This is a genomic window from Rhodoferax sp. U11-2br (assembly GCF_018619435.1).
In the GTDB taxonomy this organism is placed as follows: domain Bacteria; phylum Pseudomonadota; class Gammaproteobacteria; order Burkholderiales; family Burkholderiaceae_C; genus Rhodoferax.
The window spans coordinates 36,196-55,838 of record NZ_JAHFZF010000030.1 but is presented as its reverse complement, the minus strand read 5'-3'; the positions used below and the strand labels follow the sequence as shown (position 1 = coordinate 55,838).

The following is a 19,643-nucleotide window of genomic DNA, read 5'->3' as shown; positions in this document are numbered from 1 at the left end:
GCCGAGCAGGCTGCCCACCGACAGGAAACGGGTAAGGGCGACGGAAGAAGAGGGCGGGGTGGGAGGGGGAGTGTTCTGAGCGTTCATCGGGATGGCATCATAGCGGCCATGACCGACCTGACCCAAGCCGCCTTTGACGGGCGCCAGCGACTGCAAGCCCTGATCCACCAACTGCGCCACTTTCCCTGGAAAAACACGGCCCACACCCTGCGTGAGCGCTTTCGCGAAGACCGCCTGGGTATCACGGCCAGCAGCCTGACTTTCACCACCACCATTGCGCTGGTGCCACTGTTCACTGTGGTGTTGGCGGTGTTTACCGCGTTTCCGATGTTTGCTAAGTTCCAGCTGGTGCTGCAGCAGTGGCTGATCGAGAGCCTGATCCCCGACAGCATCGCGCGCCAGGTGCTGGGCTACCTGACGCAGTTTGCCGGCAAGGCCAGCCGGCTCGGTGGGGTGGGGCTGGGCATTTTGTTTTTGACCGCCTTGGCCTTGATTTTGACGATTGACCGCACCTTGAACGGCATCTGGCGGGTGCGTCAACCGCGACCACTGGGCCAGCGCGTGATGGTCTATTGGGCGCTGATGACCTTGGGGCCGCTGCTGCTGGCCCTGAGCTTGAGCCTGACGTCTTACGCCCTGTCGACCTCCAAAGGGGTGGTGGGTGCGCTGCCGGGTGGCCTGCAGTTTTTGCTGGACGGCTTGCAGTTTGTGTTGCTGGCCTGGGGCATGGCGGCGCTCTACCACTTTGTGCCCAACACCCATGTGCGCTGGTCACACGCCTGGGCCGGTGGCTTGTTTGTGTCGGCTGCGTTTGAACTGGCCAAGCGGGTGCTGGTGTTGTACCTGGCCAAGGTGCCCACCTATTCTGTGCTGTATGGCGCTTTTGCCACGGTGCCCATCCTGCTGGTGTGGCTGTATGTGGCCTGGGTGATTGTGCTGATGGGCGCGGTGATTGCCGCGTATTTGCCCAGCCTGCTGACCGGGGTACAGCGCCGTGCGCGCGCCCATGGCTGGCAGTTTTTGCTGGCGCTGGAGACGCTGCAGCAGTTGGAGCGGGTGCGCCAGAGTCCGGACAAGGGCCTGAGCCTGGAGCAGCTCAGCGCCTTGTTGCGGGTGGACCAATTGCAGCTTGAGCCGGTGGTGGAGACCCTGCTGGCGCTCGACTGGATCGGCCAGCTGGCCGAGGAGCGCTCAGACGCGAGTGCCCGGCTGGTGCTGCTGGCCGACCCCGACACCACCTTGCTGGCGCCGCTGCTGGATGGGTTGCTGCTCAAACAGGAGCCCAGCACCCATAATTTGTGGGAAAACGGCCTCTGGCCCTCATTCAGCCTGCGTAGCGCGCTATAAAAAAAGAAATTGTCGCTGGTGCTGAATGGCGCGATGTATGGCGGCGCAGCACGGTCAATAAGCTGTTATCGTGCAGTCTTCAAAAATTGAACCGGTGTTTCAAAAATCTCCGCCACATTGAGCTATGTCATGTGGCGGCAGCTGGAACGCCGCACAATGGTTGTCAGCCGCACAACGGTCGCTTCGAGCCATCCCTCAGCAGGACGAGATCGCACAGCCCGAAACGGTGACTTTTTTAAATAGTGTCAAAAACTCATGTTGGAAAGCAGATGAATAAACAAGCTAATCTACAAAGCAGAAAAGATACGGTTCAATACATCAATCTTCAATTAGCCTCTTTAGGTCAGCCTCTGTTTCACGACCATGAAGATGACGGCACCAAGTTTTGCAATCCAGAGTTTGAGGCGCTGACCAACGGCTTGATCAAGGGCTTCAAGGAAAAATCCCGCCTGCTGGCGCAATGCCTGTCTCCTGCCGATCAACGCATACAGAATTTCATTGACAGCTACTTGCAGGGGGTGGACTTTGACAAGTCATTGGCTTTGCCCAATGACACCTTGGTGTTGACCCAGGCTGGCCATGCGCGTGAGCTCAGCCTGCCACCCAATGGGGACAGTTTCATCAGTGAAGACATCATCACCTACAGAATCAAACAAGGTATTCTGAACAACCCCAGCAATGACAAACGGACAACGGTTAATACCTTTCATATTGTCGAAGGTGATTTGCCGGCTCCGCTGGATAAAAAAGAAGTTCCCAAAATCACGTTTGCGCATTTTTTGCATGCGGCTTTCCATCCCTCGGATGAGTTGAAAATTTTGCCGTTCACCGCCAACCAGGCAGACAAAGCCAAGGTGTTGGTGTCCCTGTTGTTGCGGCCCATGGTGTGTCCGGAAGTCAAAGGTGTGATTGCCAGGAAAAGCATGGAAGTGCGCTTCTTCACGCCTGGCAGTCTGGTCAGCAATCTGGACTTTGTGGAGTCCATTTTTGGCAATGCCGGTGACCCTTACCTGGCACAAAATGACGCCGGCTTGGATACGGCGCATTGGACCGGGCATACGGGATGTGTCATTTTGGCGCCCCAGTTGAGGAAACTCAGGAAAAAAGAGGTTGGCTTGCCACATTGGGACCAGGCCACCGACCGCCAACGGCATGAAGGCATGTGCTGGAAGTCAGAGGACGAGATTTACAACGACGGCGGCGCGTTCAAGGTCACCTGCCGGGACGACCGTGGTGTGGTTGTCACCATCATTGCTGACAATTATTTTGGGTATTCAAAGAAAGAAATCAAAACCCAGATCAGCTACGCGGCCAATTTGTATGGCCTGGTGGAGGAAGAACATTCCGGCGGTGCCATTGCTTACCCGAAAGGTGTCATGGGTGACATCGTGGATGGCAGCGGGTTTTCAAAAAAATTCGGCAATGTGTATTCTTTTGAAGAGGTGAAATCACTTCTGGGCGAGCGTATCGAGGTGAAGTCGGGCAACTATGCGGTCGACAAAAAATACCCCAACCTGATATACATCCCCGAAAACGCCTACATCAACACCAACACAAACAGCATCACCTGGATGTATGAGGGGCTTGAACAGAAGCTGGTGTTGTCGCCGAATAAAACCTATGTCCACCCAACGGGTAACAAGTTCAGGTTAGAAAAACACAAGGCCATTGCCTTGTGGCGCATTGTGAATACCTCTCCTGAAGGGGTTTTCTGCCATAAGCCCTGCACGGTGTCAGGTGGTGGCAAATCCGAGATATCGAAGTCCATGTTGAACGCGATCACGTACAGTGAATTCAACATCATCGACATTGACGAGGATTTCAAAAAGGCAGATGAAATCATTGAATACGATTATTCAAAACGCTGGAAAAATTACGATCCCAGCTTGCCGCCCTCAGAGTCGTTCCTCAGTCCGAAGAGAACATTGGGCGCTGCTGTGCGCTTGTTGCAGCCATTGGATGTGTATACCGACGAGTACAACAACTTTGTCAGAAACATCCCGGTTCATATCCGCTCGCTGGTGCTGTTTGTCAAACGCCTGTACCGTCAGGATGGCAACAACCTGAACTGGAAAGAGTGCATGTCCGTTGATGTGATCAATGGCAAAAATGGCACCGGTCTCAAATACTTTACCAATCCGGTGGTGGGGAGTTATGTCCGGATCGGCTTCAGCCAAAAAGGCAATTGGCTGTTGAATAAATTGAGGTCCGACTTTTCTGCCAGCGAAAAAATCCAGATGGAAGATGACATCTCGGCTTCCATCACGCTGCCCCGGAGCCAATTCAAGAAGCTCAATCCCGAGTACACCAACCGAAGCCTCAAAGTGGTGGCCAACTGTGAAAGTTACCTGTTTCAGCGGCCTGACGAAGCCATTGTGAGGGGGTATGACAAAGGTGCAGAACGCGACATTGTGTCGAACAACACCTTCCTGACCAATTTTGAGCTCTTGAGAAAACAGGATGCGATTGCCATCTACGAAGACACCGTCAACTTCGACAAATACACCCAGCCGGTCAAAGACCTGATATTGGACGTTGTCAACAGCCCAAATGATGAGGAATACTTTTGTCTGCCATCCCACACGCGCATTGTGGATGGCAAACCAACAAAAAATCCGCGTTATCTGGAGCGCAATATCTTCATCGAGGAAACGGAAGCCAGTTATCTGGGCGAGATCGGCACACGTCTCTACCGGAAAATGAAGTCTGAGGATCCTTTTATTCCTGTTGTCAATGCTGTCTTGCCGGGACGCAGAAACAATCCGGTGGATAAGAAGGCGGGTATTCGTCCGCTGGCGGTTTACAACCCCATCCATTACCAGGAAGCCCCAGAACTGTTCATGGACTTCATCTGTAGTCTCACAGGCAAGTCACCTTCGACCACTGGAGCGGGTTCTGAGGGCGCCTTGACAAAGGGGCCGTTCAATATGTTGACGCCCACCACCGACCTCAACAATGCCTTGTTGTCGCATATCCTGACGGACGCCAATGCCTTCAGTACCGCTGCAGGTTATGTGGGCGCGCAAAACAGGGTTGATCACGATATCAGTTTGTTGATCCCCGAAATCTGGGCGCGCTTGGCAGAAAGTGACCGCGATCCCAAAAACCTCATTCAAAACGGCTGTCTTGAGAAGATCGATGATTTTGAGTACCAGGGCAAAAAGGTATTGGCCAGTCGTCTGGGTTACAGGATCACCGAGCGCTTCTCTTTGATGTGCCTGAACAGATTGTTCGATGAGCCACAAGCTGTTTTCAACGAAAAAATGCTCAAACCAGAGCTGCAAGGTCTGGAAGACTATGTGGATGGCATCAACAACATTGTGGAGGCCCAGCAAAAAGTCGCCCTGAGTTATTTCGAGGATGGCAGTATCGAGGCCGCCATACCTCCCCTGAAAGTCTTGCTGCATGTGATGGCCTACGGCCATTTTGAAGGCAAGGACATCAGCGACCCCGAGCTGCGCAAACTGTTTGATAGGCAAGCCATTGTTGACAGCGACTGGTACAAGGCACGTTTGGTCTTGAAACAGGACAAGGACGTCGCGTTTTATACACAACAGATGGCCTACCTGAAGGACTTCATGGCCGACCTCAAGAACGCGCAGCTGGTGGAAGAGATGAACATTCGGGCGCAATTGGACGATGCCACTGAGATGCTCGCTACCGTCAGCTCCGAGGCGTATCTGGAGAGCCTGGTGGGCACCATCGGTTGTGATCCTTTGTACCGGCGTGTGAGTTGAGCGGTCGCCAGGTTGCGGGTGCCGCTTGACCTGGCGGGCTGCACAAGCAGCCGCCTGTCATGCTGGACGTGTCTGGCAACTGTCTCGATCAGGTGTTCAGCCGGGTTTTGATGGTGAAAAGGGCTTTTGGCCCTTATTCAATATGGGTTATGTGCTATCAAAGTTGAGAGGTCTGGCGCGTTGTGGTGTGGGGTGCCTGTGTGTGCAAGCGAACAGACCTTTCGTTGCTGGCTGGCTAAGCTTGACCAACGTTTACAGACAAGCCTTGTTTGTGACGCCAGCGCCCTGGTATTGAGCCAGGGTGTCCACGTAACGCAAAGGACCTCTCATGCATAAAACTCTCCGTCTGACCGCCAGCCTGCTGGCTGTTGCCGCCTCTTTCACCCTGGTTGGTGTGGCGCAAGCCCAAAGCACCAGCAACAATACCAACGCCGCACCGTATTACCGCGCGGGTGGCAGCTACTTTGACTTCAATGCCGGTAAGTCCGACTACTCGCTCAGTGATGGTGTTGGCATCTGGGATAAAGACGACAGCGACAACGCCTACAGCGCCCACATCGGCAGCTACTTCAATGACAACGTGGGTATGGAGCTGGGTTACACCGACTTTGGCCAAATCAGCCGCGCAGGTGGCAGCACCAAGGCCCGTGGCATCAGCCTGAGCCTGGTGGGCAAGTTCCCGGTGTCGCCGTCGTTCAACCTGCTGGGCAAGATCGGTACCACCTACAGTGACACCGACACCTCGGCCAACGGGTTCTCAGGTATCCAAACCGGTTCTGAACATGGCTTTGGTGTGAACTATGGCGTGGGCGCGGAATACGCCTTCACGCCCAAATGGTCGATCTTGCTGCAATACGAATCCCATGACCTCAAGTTCGCGGGTGACAACAAGGAACGTGTGGACGTGACCTCTCTGGGTGTGCGTTACAGCTACTGATCACGCCCTGGCCGGGTGAATTGACACCCGGTTGACACAGCCCTTCGTGGCTTCGGCGCTTGGCGCATCGGATGCGGCCCCACGGGCCAGTCGGTGCGTCAGGCGCTTTTTTGTGCCCGCCACCTGGCGACTACCGGGTCCGAGCCTGCGTGTGATCTGGGACCAGGTCCGGCAGGTGCAGCGCCCGAGGGGGCTTGAATCTGGCGGGTTTGCCATTAAGATGGCGCGCTGGTCATCCATCAACCTTTATGAGAGCAGAAACACCATGAAAGTCGCCGACATCCTGCGTATCAAAGGCAACACCTTGTACACGGTGTCACCGTCCGAGCCGCTGATCCAGGCGCTGGCGCTGATGGCGGAGCGTGACATCGGCTCGCTGGTGGTGATGGAACATGGTGATCTGGTGGGTATGCTCACCGTGCGCGAACTCACCCAGATCCTGGTCAAGACCGGTGGCAGCATTGGCACCACCATCGTGCGCACCGCGATGGACGACGCACCGCTGACCTGTACCACCCAGACCGACATGGACGAGGTGCGCCGCATGATGCTGGATCGCCACGCGCGCTACATGCCGGTGATGGACAACCACATGCTCATGGGGGTGATCAGCTTTCACGATGTGGCCCGCGCCGTGGTGGACAGCCAGAATTTTGAGAACAAGATGCTCAAGGCCTACATCCACGACTGGCCCGAAGGTGAAAACCCGGACGACGGCCCCAAGTTGTAGTTTTCAGGCGCTTGGCGCGCCCGGCCCGGCCGCTCTGGGATAATCTCGCCCATGAGCGGTAACATTTTCGGACAACTTTTCGCAGTCACCAATTTTGGTGAATCCCACGGCCCGGCCATTGGCTGTGTGATTGACGGCTGCCCGCCCGGCTTGGCCTTGAGTGAGGCCGACATCCAACCCGATCTGGACCGCCGTCGCCCAGGCACCAGCGCCTTTGTCACCCAGCGCAACGAACCCGATACGGTCGAAATCCTGTCTGGCGTGTTTGAAGGCAAAACCACCGGCACACCGATCTGCCTGCTGATCAAAAACACCGACCAGCGCAGCAAGGACTACGGCAACATCGTCCAGACCTTCCGTCCCGGCCATGCCGATTACGCTTATTTCCAGAAATACGGCATCCGCGACCCGCGTGGCGGTGGCCGCAGCAGCGCGCGCCTGACTGCGCCCATGGTGGCCGCTGGCGCGGTCGCCAAGAAGTGGCTGGCTGAGAAATACGGCACTGTGTTTCGTGGTTGCATGACCCAGGTGGGTGAATTGCCCATCACCTTCGAGTCGTGGGAGCATGTGCCGAACAACCCGTTTTTTGCCCCGGTGGCCGATGTCTCCGCGCTGGAAGACTACATGGCGGCCTTGCGCAAGCGGGGCGACTCCTGCGGTGCCCGGCTGCGAGTGAGTGCGTCGAATGTGCCCGTTGGCCTGGGCGAGCCGCTGTTTGACAAGATGGATGCCGACATTGCTTACGCCATGATGGGCATCAACGCGGTCAAGGGTGTCGAGATTGGCGCCGGGTTTGCCAGTGTGGCCCAGTTGGGTAGCAGCCATGGTGATTCACTCTCACCCGCAGGTTTTAAAGGCAACAACGCCGGTGGCACCCTGGGGGGCATCACCAGCGGGCAGGACCTGGAAGTCTCGGTGGCGATCAAACCCACCAGCTCGATTCTGACCCCGCGCGAGTCGATTGACACCAGCGGACACAGCACAGAAGTCGTCACCAAAGGGCGTCACGACCCCTGTGTGGGCATTCGCGCCACACCGATACTCGAAGCCATGCTGGCGCTGGTGGTGATGGACCACGCGCTGCGCCACCGCGCCCAGTGTGGTGACGTGGTGCACAGCCTGTCGCCGATTGCCGCACAGGCTTGAGTCGCAGGTCGGCCACCTTGGCTGGCGCTGAACTATTGATGGCAAATCGGGCTCTAGCCCTTATACCTGCTGGGTGGATGGCTCTATTTATGAGAGTGGACGACTTCCGGTAGGCACCAGAACCCCACACCTTTTGAGCGAGTGTTAAACCATGAAGATCCCCGAATTGCTGGCCCCGGCCGGTTCCCTGAGCATGCTGGAAACCGCGCTGGCCTTTGGCGCCACCGCCATTTACGCGGGCCAGCCGCGTTATTCCTTGCGCGTGCGCAACAACGACTTTGGTGACATCGAGGTCTTGAAACAAGGCATCGACACCGCACACGCCAAGGGCGCCAGGTTCTTTCTGGTGAGCAACATCTTCCCGCACGGCAACAAGATCCGGCATTACATCGACAACATGGCGCCGGTGATCGCCTTGAAACCCGACGCGATGATCATGTCCGACCCCGGCTTGATCATGATGGTGCGCGAGACCTGGCCTGAGATGGAGATCCACCTCTCGGTGCAGTCCAATACCGTCAACTCGGCGGCGGTCAAGTTCTGGCAAAAGGTGGGCTTGAAGCGCATCATCCTGTCGCGCGAGTTGTCGCTCGACCAGGTGGAGGAAATCCGCCAGGCCTGCCCCGACATGGAGCTCGAAGTGTTTGTACACGGCGCGCTGTGCATCGCCTACTCGGGCCGCTGCCTGCTCTCGGGTTATTTCAACCACCGCGACGCGAACCAGGGCAGCTGCACCAACTCCTGCCGCTGGGACTACAAAACGCAAAAAGGCGTCGTTGATGCCTCAGGCGATGTGTTGACCCAGCAAGCTGCGCAGGAGCGTGAGCAGGGCGCCATCCAGCGTTCCCCCGCTGCCGATGAGGTCTACATGATCGAAGAGAGCCAGCGCGAAGGCAGCTACATGCCGATTGAAGAAGACGAACACGGCACCTATGTGATGAACAGCAAGGATTTGCGCGCGATCGAACACGTCAAACGGCTGGTCGAGATTGGGGTTGATTCACTCAAGATCGAAGGCCGCACCAAAAGCCCGTATTACGTGGCGCGCACGGTGCAGAGTTACCGCCGCGCCATCGACGACGCGGTGGCCGGGCGTGAGCTCGACCCGGCGCTGCTGGGCCAGCTCGAAGGCCTGGCCAACCGCGGTTACACCAGCGGCTTTTTCCAGCGCCACACTCCCGAGGCCACGCAAAACTACTTACGCGGCTACTCCGAGTCGGGCCGCAGCCTGTATGTGGGGGATGCGCTTGAATTTGACGCGGCGCGTGGCCTGATGAAGGTCAATGTGCGCAACCGCTTTGCCGTGGGGGACTGGTTGGAGGTCATCCACCCCCATGGCAACAGCGATGTCTTGCTCACGTCGATGGAAAACGTCGACGCGCAGCCGATGACCGTGGCACCCGGCAGCGGCCACACCGTCTGGCTGCCTTTGTCCGAGAGCGCGGTGGGTGCGTTTGTCGCGCGGTATGTCAACCCGCCGGAGGCTGGCGTCCTGGCATCTGAGGGTGTTTCTACCCCCCAGCCCTGATTGGAAAAGGGCCTCTAGCTATGAATATGGATGCGTTTTTGATCAATGAAGACGAGGTAGAGCTGTCCGCCATCCGCGCCCAGGGGGCGGGTGGGCAGAACGTCAACAAGGTCTCCAGCGCCATCCATCTGCGTTTTGACATTCCTGCATCCAGCCTGCCCCAGGACGTGAAAGAGCGCCTGCTGGCCCTGCGCGACAGCCGCATCACCCAGGACGGTGTGCTGGTCATCAAGGCGCAGCAGCACCGCACCCAGGAGTCCAACAAGTTTGACGCCTTGCTGCGCCTGCAGGAACTGGTCAACAGCGTGGCCCACCCACCCACGGTGCGCAAGCCCACCCGGCCTACCCGTGCCTCGCGCCAGCGCGTGCGTGAGGCTAAGTCACAGCGTGCGGGCCTGAAGGCGCAGCGTGCCAGGGTGTCGCATGATGCTTGAAGCGGGCTGCAAGCCATCCCTGCTGGGCATTGCCCGGGTCGAGTTGCACCTGTTCTTGCGCTACCCCAAGCTGTTGCTGGCTGCCGCTGCCGTGGTGTTGATTCCGGCGCTCTACGTGCTGATCTACCTCACCAGCGTCTGGGACCCGTCCGCCCGCACCGGTGACTTGCCGGTGGCCCTTGTGAACCTGGACCAAGGTTTTGTCTACCGCCAGCAGGCTTTCAATGTGGGTCACGATGTGGTGGCGCGTCTGGCATCCAAGCCCACGTTTGGCTACGTGGAGGTGGCCAGTGAGCAAGAGGCGCGCCGTCTGGTGCGCCAGGGTGCGATGGCGTTTGCGCTGATCGTGCCTGCCGACTTCAGCTCCAATGCGGTGCCCGGTGCCAAGGCCGGTGCGGGCAAGCTGGTGGTCTTCACCTCCGAGGGCAACAGCTACCCGAGTGCCGCTCTGGCCCGGCGTTTTGCCGATGACCTCGGGCGCGAGGTCAACCAGCGCCTCAATGAGCAGCGCTGGGAGCTGGTGCTGGCCGATGCCGATGGCTCACAACGCAGCATCCAGCAGCTGCATGATGGTTTGTTGCGGCTGCAACAGGGGGCGACTGATCTGGCCACCGGCGCGGCGCAGGCCGCACATGGGTCGGAAACGCTGGCCGCTGGCGCCGCACGTTCTGAGCAGGGTGTTGCGCAGCTGGCCTCCGGGGCTAAAGAGTTGGACACAGGGCTGCGTACCATGTTTGAAAAACGCCCGCGTTATTCTGACCTCAGACGCCTGGACGAGGGTGCTCAGGCGTTGGTTGCTGGGCAGGAGGAACTCGGCAAGGGGCTGGTGCAACTCCAGCAAGGGGCGCAGCGTTTGCAGCTGGGGGTGACTGGTTTCCGTGACGAAACCGCTGACAGCCTGTTTGTGAGCACCCGTGTCACCGACGGTCTCAACCAGATTGGCGACGGTGTTGGCAGTCTGGAGAGTGGTTTAAAAACCGCCAACACGGCGCACCAGAAACTGGCCGATGGCTCGGTGCAACTCAGCAATGGTGTCAACACCCTGACCAACGGCGTGCGGGCCATGAATGAGGGCCTGCGCAGCGTGGTCAGGCAGCTCCCCGAGGACACCCGTCTGGACGAGCTGGTGCGTGGTTCCGCCAGTCTGAGCAGCGGCGCCCATGCCCTCAAAGCGGGCACCCAGCAGCTGGCGCAGGGCGCGCAACATGTGGCCGGTGGGCTGGCATTGCTGGAGGGCTCGCTGCCGGTGTCGATTCGCAAGATGGAGGGCAACGCCCAAGGCCTAGCCACCTCGGTGCGACCCGCCATCGAGGTGGATGCACCGGTCCAGAACAATGGCAGCGGTTTTGCGCCCAACATCATCCCGGGGGCGCTTTGGCTGGGTGCCAACCTGGCGGTGTTCCTGATCCAGCTGCGCTTGTTGCCGCTGTTTGCCAACGGGCTGTCGCCAGTGGCGCGACTGGCCGGCAAGATGCTGATGCCAGCTGGCCTGGTCCTGCTGCAGGCGCTGCTGGTGTGGGTGGCCATGGTGTGGGTGTTGCACATCGAGGTCCATGACCTGCTGGCGCTGGCTTTGACCGTTGGGGTGGCTTCCCTGACGTTCCTGGCGATTGTGTTTGCACTGACACGCGCTTTGGGGGATGCTGGCAAGGCCCTGGCGCTGGTGTTTCTGGCGGTGCAGCTGTCGTCCTCGGGCGGGGTGCTGCCGGTGGAGCTCAGCGGTGGCCTGTTTGCGCTGATCAGCCCTTACATGCCGATCACCTGGGTGGTCAAAGCGCTCAAGGCCAGCCTGTTTGGCGCGTTCGAGGCCAACTGGGTGCAGCCGCTGCTGTGGGTGGCGCTGGCAGGTGGTCTGGCGTTGCTGTCAGCGTGTTTCATCGGGCGCTGGCGCTATGTCAAACTGCTGGCGATGCGGCCCTCTCTGGATTTGTGACGCATGGTGTTGCAAGATCTCTTGAGCCAATTGCAGCTGTGCCAAGCGGTGCTGCGCCGGTGTGCCGGGCCGCTGCTGGTGGGTCTGCTGGCCTGTGGGGCCAGTCTTCTGGGTTGGGCTCAGACCGCCGTGCCAGCCAGCGCCGCCGCACCACAGACGCCGGCCGCAGACGTTGTGCGCTACTGTGTGGACCCTGACTGGCCACCGTTCGAGGAGATTGACGCCAAAGGCCAGCATGTGGGCATCGCTGCCGAACTGCTCAAACGAGTGGCTCAGCGCAGCGGGGTGAGCCTGCAGCTGGTTCACACCAAAAACTGGGGCGAGAGCCTGGCAGCGTCACAAGCAGGGCGCTGCCAGATCCTGAGTTTTCTGAACCAGAGCCCCAAGCGGGATGCCTGGCTGGTGTTCACGGACCCGGTGCTGGTGGATGACAACGTGCTCATCACCCGCGAGGAACACCCCTTTGTGGCGGATCTGGCTTCGGTCGAGGGTGAGATCCTGGCGCTGCCCAAAGGCACGTCGGTGGAAGAATGGCTGCGCCGCGATTTCCCCCAGCTCAGGCTGATGCTTGTGGACACCGAGGCGCAGGCTTTTGAGGCCGTCAACCGGCGCCAGGCCGACATGACCATGCGCTCCCTGATTGTGGCGGCCAGCACCCTCAAACGCGAAGGCTGGTTCAACCTGAAGATTGCCGGTCAGGTGCCTGGTTATGGCAACCAGCTGCGCATCGGGGTGGCCAAAGACCAGACGGCGTTGCGTGACCGGCTCAACATCGGGGTGGCCAGTCTGACAGCGGGTGAGCGCCGCCAGATCGTTGACCAGCACCTCGCCCTCAATATTGCCACCGCGCTCGACACCCGTTCGCTGGCCTGGCTGGGTGCGGTGCTGGTGGCGGTGTTGTTGACCAGCAGTTACTGGATCTGGCGGCTGCGCCGGGTCAATGCCCAGCTGCATCACCTGTCGCGCAGCGATGCGCTCACGGGTTTGTACAACCGCGCGGGTTTTGACGAGATCTTCAAACGTGAACTGGCGCGTGCTCAGCGTTTTGAGACTGGCCTGTCGGTGATCCTGCTGGACATTGATTTCTTCAAACGCATCAATGACCAGCTGGGTCACACAGCGGGTGACAGCGCGCTGCGTGAGCTGGCCCTGCTGCTGCGTGCGGTGGTGCGCAACGTGGACTCGGTGGCGCGCTGGGGTGGCGAGGAGTTTCTGGTGATCTGCCCGGCCACACAGCCGCAACAGGCGCAGGTGTTGGCCGAGCGTATCCTGGCAGCGGTGCGCTCCCATGCGTTTGGCATCCAACAGCCGATCACCGTCAGCGCTGGACTGGCCAGCCTTCAGCCCGGCCAGAACCCCGACACACTGTTCACCCAGGCCGACGAGGCCCTGCTGCAGGCCAAGCGGCAAGGCCGAGACCGGCTGGTGGTATTTGATCAAAAGGAACGTTTCCCATGGCCATGATCCAATGGTTTCCCGGCCACATGCACCTGACGCAAAAGGCGATTGCCGAGCGCATCAAAAACATCGACGTGGTGATCGAGCTGCTCGACGCCCGCCTGCCGGGTTCGAGCGCCAACCCGATGCTGGCCCAGCTCACGCAGGGCAAACCGGCGCTCAAGGTGCTCAACAAACAGGACCTGGCCGACCCGGAGCGCACCGCCTTGTGGCTGGCGCACTACAACGCGCAGCCGGGCATGCGTGCCATTGCGCTCGATGCCAGCATGGCGGCACCCGCCAAGGCGCTGATTGCCGCCTGCCATGAACTGGCGCCGAATCGGGGCGGTTTGGCCAAACCGATGCGGGTGCTGATCTGTGGCATTCCCAATGTGGGCAAGTCGACCCTGATCAACACCTTGATGGGCAAACGCGCTACCAAAACCGGCGACGAGGCCGGTGTCACCAAGCTCGAGCAACGCCTGGCCCTGGCGCCTGACTTCTACCTGTATGACACACCGGGCATGTTGTGGCCGCGCATCATTGTGGCCAAAAGTGGCTACAACCTGGCTGCCAGCGGTGCAGTTGGGCGCAACGCGTTTGACGAACAGGAGGTGGCGCTCGAATTGCTCGACACCCTGCGTACGCATTACCCGAGTTTGCTCGAGGCGCGCTTCAAGATCAGTGGTGTTGCCCAGATGACCGATGAGCAGGCGCTGGAGGCGATTGGCCGCCAGCGCGGCGCCTTACAAGGCGGCAAAAGCATCAACTGGCAAAAGGCGGCCGAGATTGTGATTTACGACTTCCGCTCGGCGGTGATGGGCCGCATCAGCCTGGAAACCCCGCAGGAATACGCTGAGTGGCTGGCCTATGGGCAAAAACTCGACGCGCAGCGCCAGCTCAAAAAAGACGCGATTGAACTGGACCGCAAAATCCGCTTCAAGCAGATCCCGCGGCCGGGTTCGCGGTGAGGGCGTTACGCCAGACGCGTCAGCGTCACATCCGAACACGGGTGGGCCACACAGGGCAGCACATACCCCTCGGCTTTTTCCTCGGCACTCAAACCCGGCCAGGCGATTTCGTAACGCACCTGGCCGCTGGCCAGCTGGCCGATGCAGCTGCGGCAGGTGCCGTTGCGGCAGGAACTGGGCCAGTCGATCAGGCCCGCCTCAAGAGACAACAGCAAGGGCTGCTCAGGCCAGGCGTCAAAAGCCTGGCCATCGGGCTGGGTCAAACCGGAAAAAAATGGGGGTGTCTGGGGCGAGGACATGGTTTTTATTGTATGGTTAGGTAAATGGCTGCCTAGACCTTGTGGTTATAGGGCTAGCAGCTACTTAAAAGATAGTGTTCGTGTTCGTTGGATGTTAGAAAGAGTATCAAAAAATGAGTTTGAATTTATCGGTTGTCCCAGACAAACAAGACCCCCAGCCGCTGGTGATCTACCACGGGCGCAGCTGCCCGGACGGTTTTGCGTCGGCCCTGGCCGCCTGGCTGTATTACGAGGGTCAGGCCGAGTTTTTGCCGCTCGATCATGGCGATGTCAAAACACTGGCCGACTTGCCGCCCCTGGCCGGACGCACGGTTTACATCCTGGACTTCTCATTTTCGGCACCGCTGTTGCGCGAGATTGACGGCTGCGCGGCCAAGCTGGTGGTGCTGGACCACCATTTGAGTGCTGCTGAAAAACTGAACGGTTTCCAGTGCCAGCACGGTGTGGTGCACTTTGACATGAAGAAATCGGGCGCGCGCCTGGCCTGGGAGTTTTTCCACCCCCAGCAGCCGGTGCCCGACCTGGTGAAGTTTGTCGAAGACCGCGACATCTGGGTTTGGCAGTACCCCGAGAGCGCCGGTTTTCTGGCCGCACTGGACATGGAACCGTTTGAGTTTGAGCGCTGGCAAGCGGTGGCCAACTTCGACGCCCCCCATTTGGCCGCCTACATCGACCGTGGCCGTGCCATGGACGAGAAGTTCAGCAAACTGGCACAGAGCATGAGTGAGGTCGCCCAGCCCCTGAACTTCAACGGGGTGCCCGGCCTGATGGCCAATGTGCCCAGTGCCTTTCACAGCCTGGTGGGAGACATCCTGTGTGAAAAGTCGGGCACCTTTGCCTTGTTGTGGACGGTGGACAAAAATGGTCTGGTCAAGTGTGGGCTGCGCTCACGCTCGGGCTTCAGCTGCATCGCGCTGGCCGAGAGCATGCACGGTGGTGGCCATGCCCAGGCCTGTGGTTTCAAGATGCCTAGCCAGCGTTTGCCCGAGTTGCTGGGTGGCACGCTGACGGCTTAAACAGCGGCTGCACACACCGCTTGCCGTGTGGTCACGGGGCAGGCGGTGTGGGGTTTACTCTGCGCCCAAAAATTTCGCCAAGGTGGCGGTGTCCATGGCGCCGCTGTGGCTGATGACCTCACCACTCTGGCGGTGTTTGGCCACCACAAAGGGCACCGAGTCCTGACCCAGGGTGCTCAAGAGCTGGGTGTTGGCCTTGATGGCTTGCTCGATCTCGGGCGTGACACTGCTGGACGCTGAAATGCCGCCGGTGCCCGCGAGCACTGATTTTTCATGCTCGGTCATGGTTTCCAGCGGTGTGCTGGACGACAGCAGGGTGGCGGCTTGCGCCAGGTTTTTACCCTGGTTAAAAGCCACCGGCACCCAGATGAACTTGACCTTGCCATGCAGGGCTTTGGAGGCTTCCCACAGGTGGCCACAATGCGGGCAGGTCGGTTCAAACAGCACATACACCGGTTGTGCACTCATCATTGCACCCACGGTGAAACCCTTGCCCTGGCTGGCCACGGTGTCATAGGCGGAGCCGGTCATGGCCGTCGGTGCGGCCGTGGCGGCGGCGGGTGCGGTGGTGGCCGCAGGCGCGGCAGGTTCGCTGGATTTGGAACAGCCGGCGACAGCCAGGGCCAAGGTGGTGAGCAGGGGAAGCAGCAGGTGTTGAGGTGTCATGGTGTCAAGGTGGCTTGGGGTAAGAGGGTCGGTGCGCCTGCTACCGGCCTGGCTGGGCTTGGCGCACATGGACAAACGGCATTATCCAGCCCAGTGAAACTGGGCGACAAGATGGTGCGCAAAAGCCTGGGTCAGGCCATGTGTTTGTCTGGCACAAATGCGTGTTCATGTATGAGAAATCGCGCGCGATCCCTGATAAATAAAGGGCCGTGTGCTATGAATGATGAGATTGTGCCGCAGCTCACACTTCGCGGCGACCCAGCCAGCGCTCTTTGAGAAGGTAGGCGTTCACGCCCAGGTCCAACACCGGCCTGGGTGGCAGGTGACTGGGCTGGCCCAGGGCCAACATGTCGGCCACCAGCGGGTTGTCCACACCGCTGGCCAAATCCGCCAGGGTGGTGCCAGCCACCGTCTGCTTGGAAATACCCGCGCCGTTGCATCCGACCGAGGTGTACACATGCTCACCAATTTCTCCCCATTTGGGTGCGCCGTTGCGGGTGAAACAGATCAGTCCTGACCAGCTGTGTTCAAAGTCCACGTCCTGCAGTTCGGGGAAACGGGCCAAAAACAGCTGGCGATGTTGTGACACCTGGCGGCTGGTGTCCAGCGCGAGGTTGGTGGCGCGCGGGGTGTGGCGCACCTGTTGGCGGATCAGGATGCGGTGGTCATGGGTGTAGCGTACCGTGGCACCAGCCACCGCAGACACCGGCGTCAGGCCCCAGTCCTGCGGGTCACCGATGCGTTGGCGCTGCTCTGGCGTCAGCGGCTGGGTCAGCGAGGCGTAGGTTGACAGCCCGATCAGCTGGTTGGCAAAACCCGGCAACTGTGCGGCACAGCCATTGGTGGCAATGACGACGTTCTTGGCACGGATGGCGCCGTAGGGTGTCTGCACCTCAGAGGGGGATGCAAAGTTGAAACGCAGCGCCGGTGTCTGCTCATACAGGCTGACATTGGCGGGCAAATGCTCGGCCAGGCCGCGGGTCAGTGCCGCCGGATTCAGCAACACACAGCCCGGCGAAAAAATGCCCAGTTTGTAGTAGCTGGTGCCCAGTCTTTGGGCCAGCGCGGTCTTGTCCAGCAGTTGAAAAGCTACCCCCAGCGTTTCGAGCGACTTGGCGTAGGCCTCCATGGCGGGTGTCAACTCCGGCTGAACCGCCGCCTGGAATTTGCCTTGTTCCCGCCAGTCGCAGGCGATGTTGTGGCGTTGCACAAGATCTTTCAGGTCGGCGGTACCGGCCTGTAACAGGCGTTTGTAGTTGTTGGCGGTCTTGTGTTCGGCCACGGTGCTGCCCACGCTGTGCGGCACATCGATGACAAAACCCGAATTGCGCCCGGACGCGTTGTCACCCACCAGCCCGGCATCAATCAGCACCACCTGATCCTGTGGCCGGTTCTCAGCCAGGCGCCGGGCAAAAGCCAGCCCGGCATAACCGGCGCCTACGACCAGCCAGTCGGCCTGGTGTTGCCCACGCAGCGGTGCTGAAGCTTGACGCGCGGGCAACAGAGCCGACCAGCCGTTGATGTTGTTGTCCAGGGGCAGGTGGCGAACCTGCACCCGTTTGTTGTTGATCGACAAAAGAAAGCTTCTCCGAATTACCAAGCCGCCAGACCGGTTCCTTTATAGACTTTGGTCAGCGATTCTTTCACCGCATCATTTTGGAACGAAGTGACCAAGGTCTTGACCCAAGGGGCGTTTTGTTTGTCGGTCTTGACGGCAATGAAGTTGTTGTAAGGGTTGTTGGCGATTTTCTCCTGGGCAATGCGGTCTTTGTCGGCCTTGAGCCCTGCCTTGAGCGCCCAGTCGGTGTTGACCACGGCGGCAGTCAGATCGTCAATGCTGCGGCCCACGATGCCAGCGTCCAGTTCCTTGATTTTGATGTCTTTGGGGTTAGCGACGATGTCGGCGGTGGTGGCGAGGATGCCCGAGCCGTCACGCAGTTTGATCAGACCTTGGTCTTGCAGCAGCAACAAGGCACGGCCTTCGTTGGACGGGTCATTGGGCACACCAATCACCGCACCCTTGGGCAGGTTGGCTACCGATGTCACTTTGCGCGAATACAGGCCAATGGGCCAGACCGCGGTGAAGCCGACCGGCGTGATGTGGTAACCGCGCGACTTGATCTGGTTGTCCAGGTACGGCTTGTGCTGGAAGGCGTTGGCGTCAACGTCACCACGTTCCAGGGCCTCATTGGGCTGGGTGTAATCGTTGAAGACCACTGTTTTGATGATCAGGCCCTGTTTGGCGGCCTGGGCAGCGACCACTTTCCAAACGTCTTCGTCCTCACCACCAATGATGCCGACCCGCACCGTGGTTTGGGTTTGTGCTTGGGCGATCATGGGCGCTTGCAGGGCTCCCACGGCCAGCAAACCTGTCAAAAGCAGGCTCAGGGTGGTACGGCGGCCATGGAAGCGGGAGGTCAATGTCAACATGCTGGGTTTCCTTTTCATTTGTTCTCGTGAACCTTCACGGGATGGCAAATGCTAGGTTTCCAGCGCTGCTGTGTGAACGAAGATTTCTGAATATGCTTAGTTGGTCTGCGCACCCATCTGGTGCTTGATGGCGGATGACAGGCACTTTTCTGGTGAGTCTGCTCAGTCCTTGAACTGGGGCTGGCGTTTGCCCATGTTGGCCATCATGGCTTCCTGCAGGTCGTTGGAGAGCAGCATCGCGGCGTTCCAGGTGGCCACATAGGTCAGGCCGTCGGCCACCGAGTGATCACGGGCATAAGTGATCATTTCCTTGGTGCCCCTTATGGACAATGGGGACTTTGCTGCAATCGTTGTAGCAATCTCGCGCACACCGGCCTGCATCGCCTCGCGCGAGTCAAACACCCGGTTGACCAGGCGCATGTGTAACGCCTCTGCCGCGTCAAACTTTCGTGCGGTGTAGGCCAGCTCACGCGCCAGGCCTTCACCAATCAGCCTGGGCAGACGCTGCAGGGTGCCCACGTCGGCGGTCATGCCGATGTCGATTTCCTTGATGCTGAAATGGGCGTCGGCCGAGCAGTAGCGCATGTCGGCGCAGCAAATCAGGTCGATGCCACCACCAATGCAGGCGCCGTGGATCGCGGCCAGCACCGGTTTGCGGCAGCGCTCCAGGCTGGTGAGGGTGTCTTGCAAATCCAGGATCACCTGGCGCAGGTTTTCGCGGGTGCGCGCTTCGCAGTCGTTCTGGATCTGGTCGCCCATGCCCATCATCATCTGCAGGTCGATGCCGGCGGTGAAGGCCTTGCCTTCGCCTTCGAGAATGGCCACCCGCGCCTCAGGTGTGGCATCAACCCACTGGAAGGCGCGGCGCAGTTCGTGCCACATGGCCAGGTTCATCGCGTTGGCCTTGTCGGGGCGGTTCAGACGGATCGTGGCAATGTGGTCGACCAGGCTGATAGTGAGGGTATCGTAAGGCATGGTGCTATCTTTTTGATGGCTATTAGCCCTTGTTTCATGAGGGCTAGAGGTCGATTT

At 59.5% G+C, this 19,643-nt stretch carries 15 protein-coding genes and 1 pseudogene; 11 read left to right on the top strand and 5 right to left on the bottom strand.

Going from position 1 to position 19,643, the window contains the following annotated elements; translation table 11 throughout:
- The first annotated feature begins 108 nt into the window (after nucleotides 1-108).
- The 10 genes from KKO72_RS16915 (at nucleotide 109) to ylqF (ending at nucleotide 14,200) form a co-directional block, all read left to right on the top strand.
- Nucleotides 109-1,347, top strand: a complete 1,239-nt coding sequence (locus KKO72_RS16915; protein WP_214941572.1) for a YihY family inner membrane protein — start codon at nucleotides 109-111, stop codon at nucleotides 1,345-1,347.
- A 269-nt stretch (nucleotides 1,348-1,616) separates the two neighbouring features.
- Nucleotides 1,617-5,084 carry a hypothetical protein gene (locus KKO72_RS16910; RefSeq protein ID WP_214941569.1) on the top strand — a complete coding sequence of 1,156 codons (3,468 nt, stop codon included), beginning with the start codon at nucleotides 1,617-1,619 and terminating at the stop codon, nucleotides 5,082-5,084.
- 328 nt (nucleotides 5,085-5,412) lie between these two features.
- Entirely contained in the window at nucleotides 5,413-6,021 is a 609-nt protein-coding gene (locus KKO72_RS16905) for a porin family protein (protein WP_214941566.1), read from the top strand.
- A gap of 265 nt (nucleotides 6,022-6,286) precedes the next feature.
- On the top strand, nucleotides 6,287-6,751 hold the full coding sequence (locus tag KKO72_RS16900; protein WP_078367043.1) for a CBS domain-containing protein: 465 nt from the start codon (nucleotides 6,287-6,289) through the stop codon (nucleotides 6,749-6,751).
- 51 nt (nucleotides 6,752-6,802) lie between these two features.
- Nucleotides 6,803-7,897, top strand: coding sequence for a chorismate synthase (aroC, locus tag KKO72_RS16895; protein ID WP_214941563.1), 1,095 nt, complete (start codon nucleotides 6,803-6,805; stop codon nucleotides 7,895-7,897).
- A gap of 151 nt (nucleotides 7,898-8,048) precedes the next feature.
- The gene (yegQ, locus tag KKO72_RS16890; protein ID WP_214941560.1) at nucleotides 8,049-9,425 is read left to right on the top strand and encodes a tRNA 5-hydroxyuridine modification protein YegQ; all 1,377 of its coding nucleotides are present in this window, start codon (nucleotides 8,049-8,051) and stop codon (nucleotides 9,423-9,425) included.
- A 20-nt stretch (nucleotides 9,426-9,445) separates the two neighbouring features.
- Nucleotides 9,446-9,859, top strand: coding sequence for an alternative ribosome rescue aminoacyl-tRNA hydrolase ArfB (gene arfB, locus KKO72_RS16885; protein WP_371736901.1), 414 nt, complete (start codon nucleotides 9,446-9,448; stop codon nucleotides 9,857-9,859).
- Complete coding sequence (locus KKO72_RS16880; RefSeq protein WP_214941555.1) at nucleotides 9,849-11,792, top strand: YhgE/Pip domain-containing protein; 1,944 nt, start codon at nucleotides 9,849-9,851, stop codon at nucleotides 11,790-11,792. Before arfB ends, KKO72_RS16880 begins: the two co-directional genes overlap by 11 nt.
- A 3-nt stretch (nucleotides 11,793-11,795) precedes the next feature.
- A complete protein-coding gene (locus tag KKO72_RS16875; protein ID WP_214941552.1) occupies nucleotides 11,796-13,256 on the top strand; it encodes a diguanylate cyclase in 1,461 nt (486 codons plus the stop codon).
- The gene (ylqF, locus tag KKO72_RS16870) at nucleotides 13,247-14,200 is read left to right on the top strand and encodes a ribosome biogenesis GTPase YlqF (RefSeq protein WP_251140730.1); all 954 of its coding nucleotides are present in this window, start codon (nucleotides 13,247-13,249) and stop codon (nucleotides 14,198-14,200) included. The genes KKO72_RS16875 and ylqF overlap by 10 nt, the downstream gene beginning before the upstream one ends.
- 5 nt (nucleotides 14,201-14,205) lie before the next feature.
- Here the strand turns inward: ylqF and KKO72_RS16865 are convergent, their stop codons facing one another.
- Nucleotides 14,206-14,499, bottom strand: coding sequence for a 2Fe-2S iron-sulfur cluster-binding protein (locus KKO72_RS16865; protein ID WP_214941549.1), 294 nt, complete (start codon nucleotides 14,497-14,499; stop codon nucleotides 14,206-14,208).
- Nucleotides 14,500-14,612: 113 nt separating this feature from the next.
- On the opposite strand from KKO72_RS16865, the gene KKO72_RS16860 reads away from it, so the two are divergent.
- Nucleotides 14,613-15,515 (top strand): DHH family phosphoesterase, encoded by a 903-nt coding sequence (locus KKO72_RS16860; RefSeq protein WP_214941546.1) that lies wholly within the window; start codon nucleotides 14,613-14,615, stop codon nucleotides 15,513-15,515.
- Between the two features lie 54 nt (nucleotides 15,516-15,569).
- On the opposite strand, the gene KKO72_RS16855 is transcribed toward KKO72_RS16860, so the two are convergent.
- The 4 genes and pseudogenes from KKO72_RS16855 to KKO72_RS21090 form a co-directional block, all read right to left on the bottom strand.
- Nucleotides 15,570-16,181 (bottom strand): DsbC family protein, encoded by a 612-nt coding sequence (locus KKO72_RS16855; RefSeq protein WP_214941543.1) that lies wholly within the window; start codon nucleotides 16,179-16,181, stop codon nucleotides 15,570-15,572.
- A 241-nt stretch (nucleotides 16,182-16,422) separates the two neighbouring features.
- Nucleotides 16,423-17,757 (bottom strand): FAD-binding oxidoreductase, encoded by a 1,335-nt coding sequence (locus KKO72_RS16850; protein WP_214941540.1) that lies wholly within the window; start codon nucleotides 17,755-17,757, stop codon nucleotides 16,423-16,425.
- Between the two features lie 17 nt (nucleotides 17,758-17,774).
- Complete coding sequence (locus tag KKO72_RS16845; RefSeq protein ID WP_214941537.1) at nucleotides 17,775-18,611, bottom strand: MetQ/NlpA family ABC transporter substrate-binding protein; 837 nt, start codon at nucleotides 18,609-18,611, stop codon at nucleotides 17,775-17,777.
- A gap of 162 nt (nucleotides 18,612-18,773) precedes the next feature.
- Nucleotides 18,774-19,571, bottom strand: a pseudogene (locus KKO72_RS21090) (crotonase/enoyl-CoA hydratase family protein); the annotation flags it as partial.
- Nucleotides 19,572-19,643: the final 72 nt, after the last annotated feature.

Bases quoted from the DNA above. Each gene is read 5' to 3' on its own strand.
- arfB (WP_371736901.1), top strand. From the start codon at position 9,446: ATGAATATGGATGCGTTTTTGATCAATGAAGACGAGGTAGAGCTGTCC.
- KKO72_RS16900 (WP_078367043.1), top strand. From the start codon at position 6,287: ATGAAAGTCGCCGACATCCTGCGTATCAAAGGCAACACCTTGTACACG.
- KKO72_RS16875 (WP_214941552.1), top strand. From the start codon at position 11,796: ATGGTGTTGCAAGATCTCTTGAGCCAATTGCAGCTGTGCCAAGCGGTG.
- yegQ (WP_214941560.1), top strand. From the start codon at position 8,049: ATGAAGATCCCCGAATTGCTGGCCCCGGCCGGTTCCCTGAGCATGCTG.
- KKO72_RS16880 (WP_214941555.1), top strand. From the start codon at position 9,849: ATGATGCTTGAAGCGGGCTGCAAGCCATCCCTGCTGGGCATTGCCCGG.
- KKO72_RS16855 (WP_214941543.1), bottom strand. From the start codon at position 16,181: ATGACACCTCAACACCTGCTGCTTCCCCTGCTCACCACCTTGGCCCTG.
- aroC (WP_214941563.1), top strand. From the start codon at position 6,803: ATGAGCGGTAACATTTTCGGACAACTTTTCGCAGTCACCAATTTTGGT.
- KKO72_RS16905 (WP_214941566.1), top strand. From the start codon at position 5,413: ATGCATAAAACTCTCCGTCTGACCGCCAGCCTGCTGGCTGTTGCCGCC.
- KKO72_RS16845 (WP_214941537.1), bottom strand. From the start codon at position 18,611: ATGTTGACATTGACCTCCCGCTTCCATGGCCGCCGTACCACCCTGAGC.
- KKO72_RS16865 (WP_214941549.1), bottom strand. From the start codon at position 14,499: ATGTCCTCGCCCCAGACACCCCCATTTTTTTCCGGTTTGACCCAGCCC.
- KKO72_RS16915 (WP_214941572.1), top strand. From the start codon at position 109: ATGACCGACCTGACCCAAGCCGCCTTTGACGGGCGCCAGCGACTGCAA.
- KKO72_RS16860 (WP_214941546.1), top strand. From the start codon at position 14,613: ATGAGTTTGAATTTATCGGTTGTCCCAGACAAACAAGACCCCCAGCCG.
- ylqF (WP_251140730.1), top strand. From the start codon at position 13,247: ATGGCCATGATCCAATGGTTTCCCGGCCACATGCACCTGACGCAAAAG.
- KKO72_RS16910 (WP_214941569.1), top strand. From the start codon at position 1,617: ATGAATAAACAAGCTAATCTACAAAGCAGAAAAGATACGGTTCAATAC.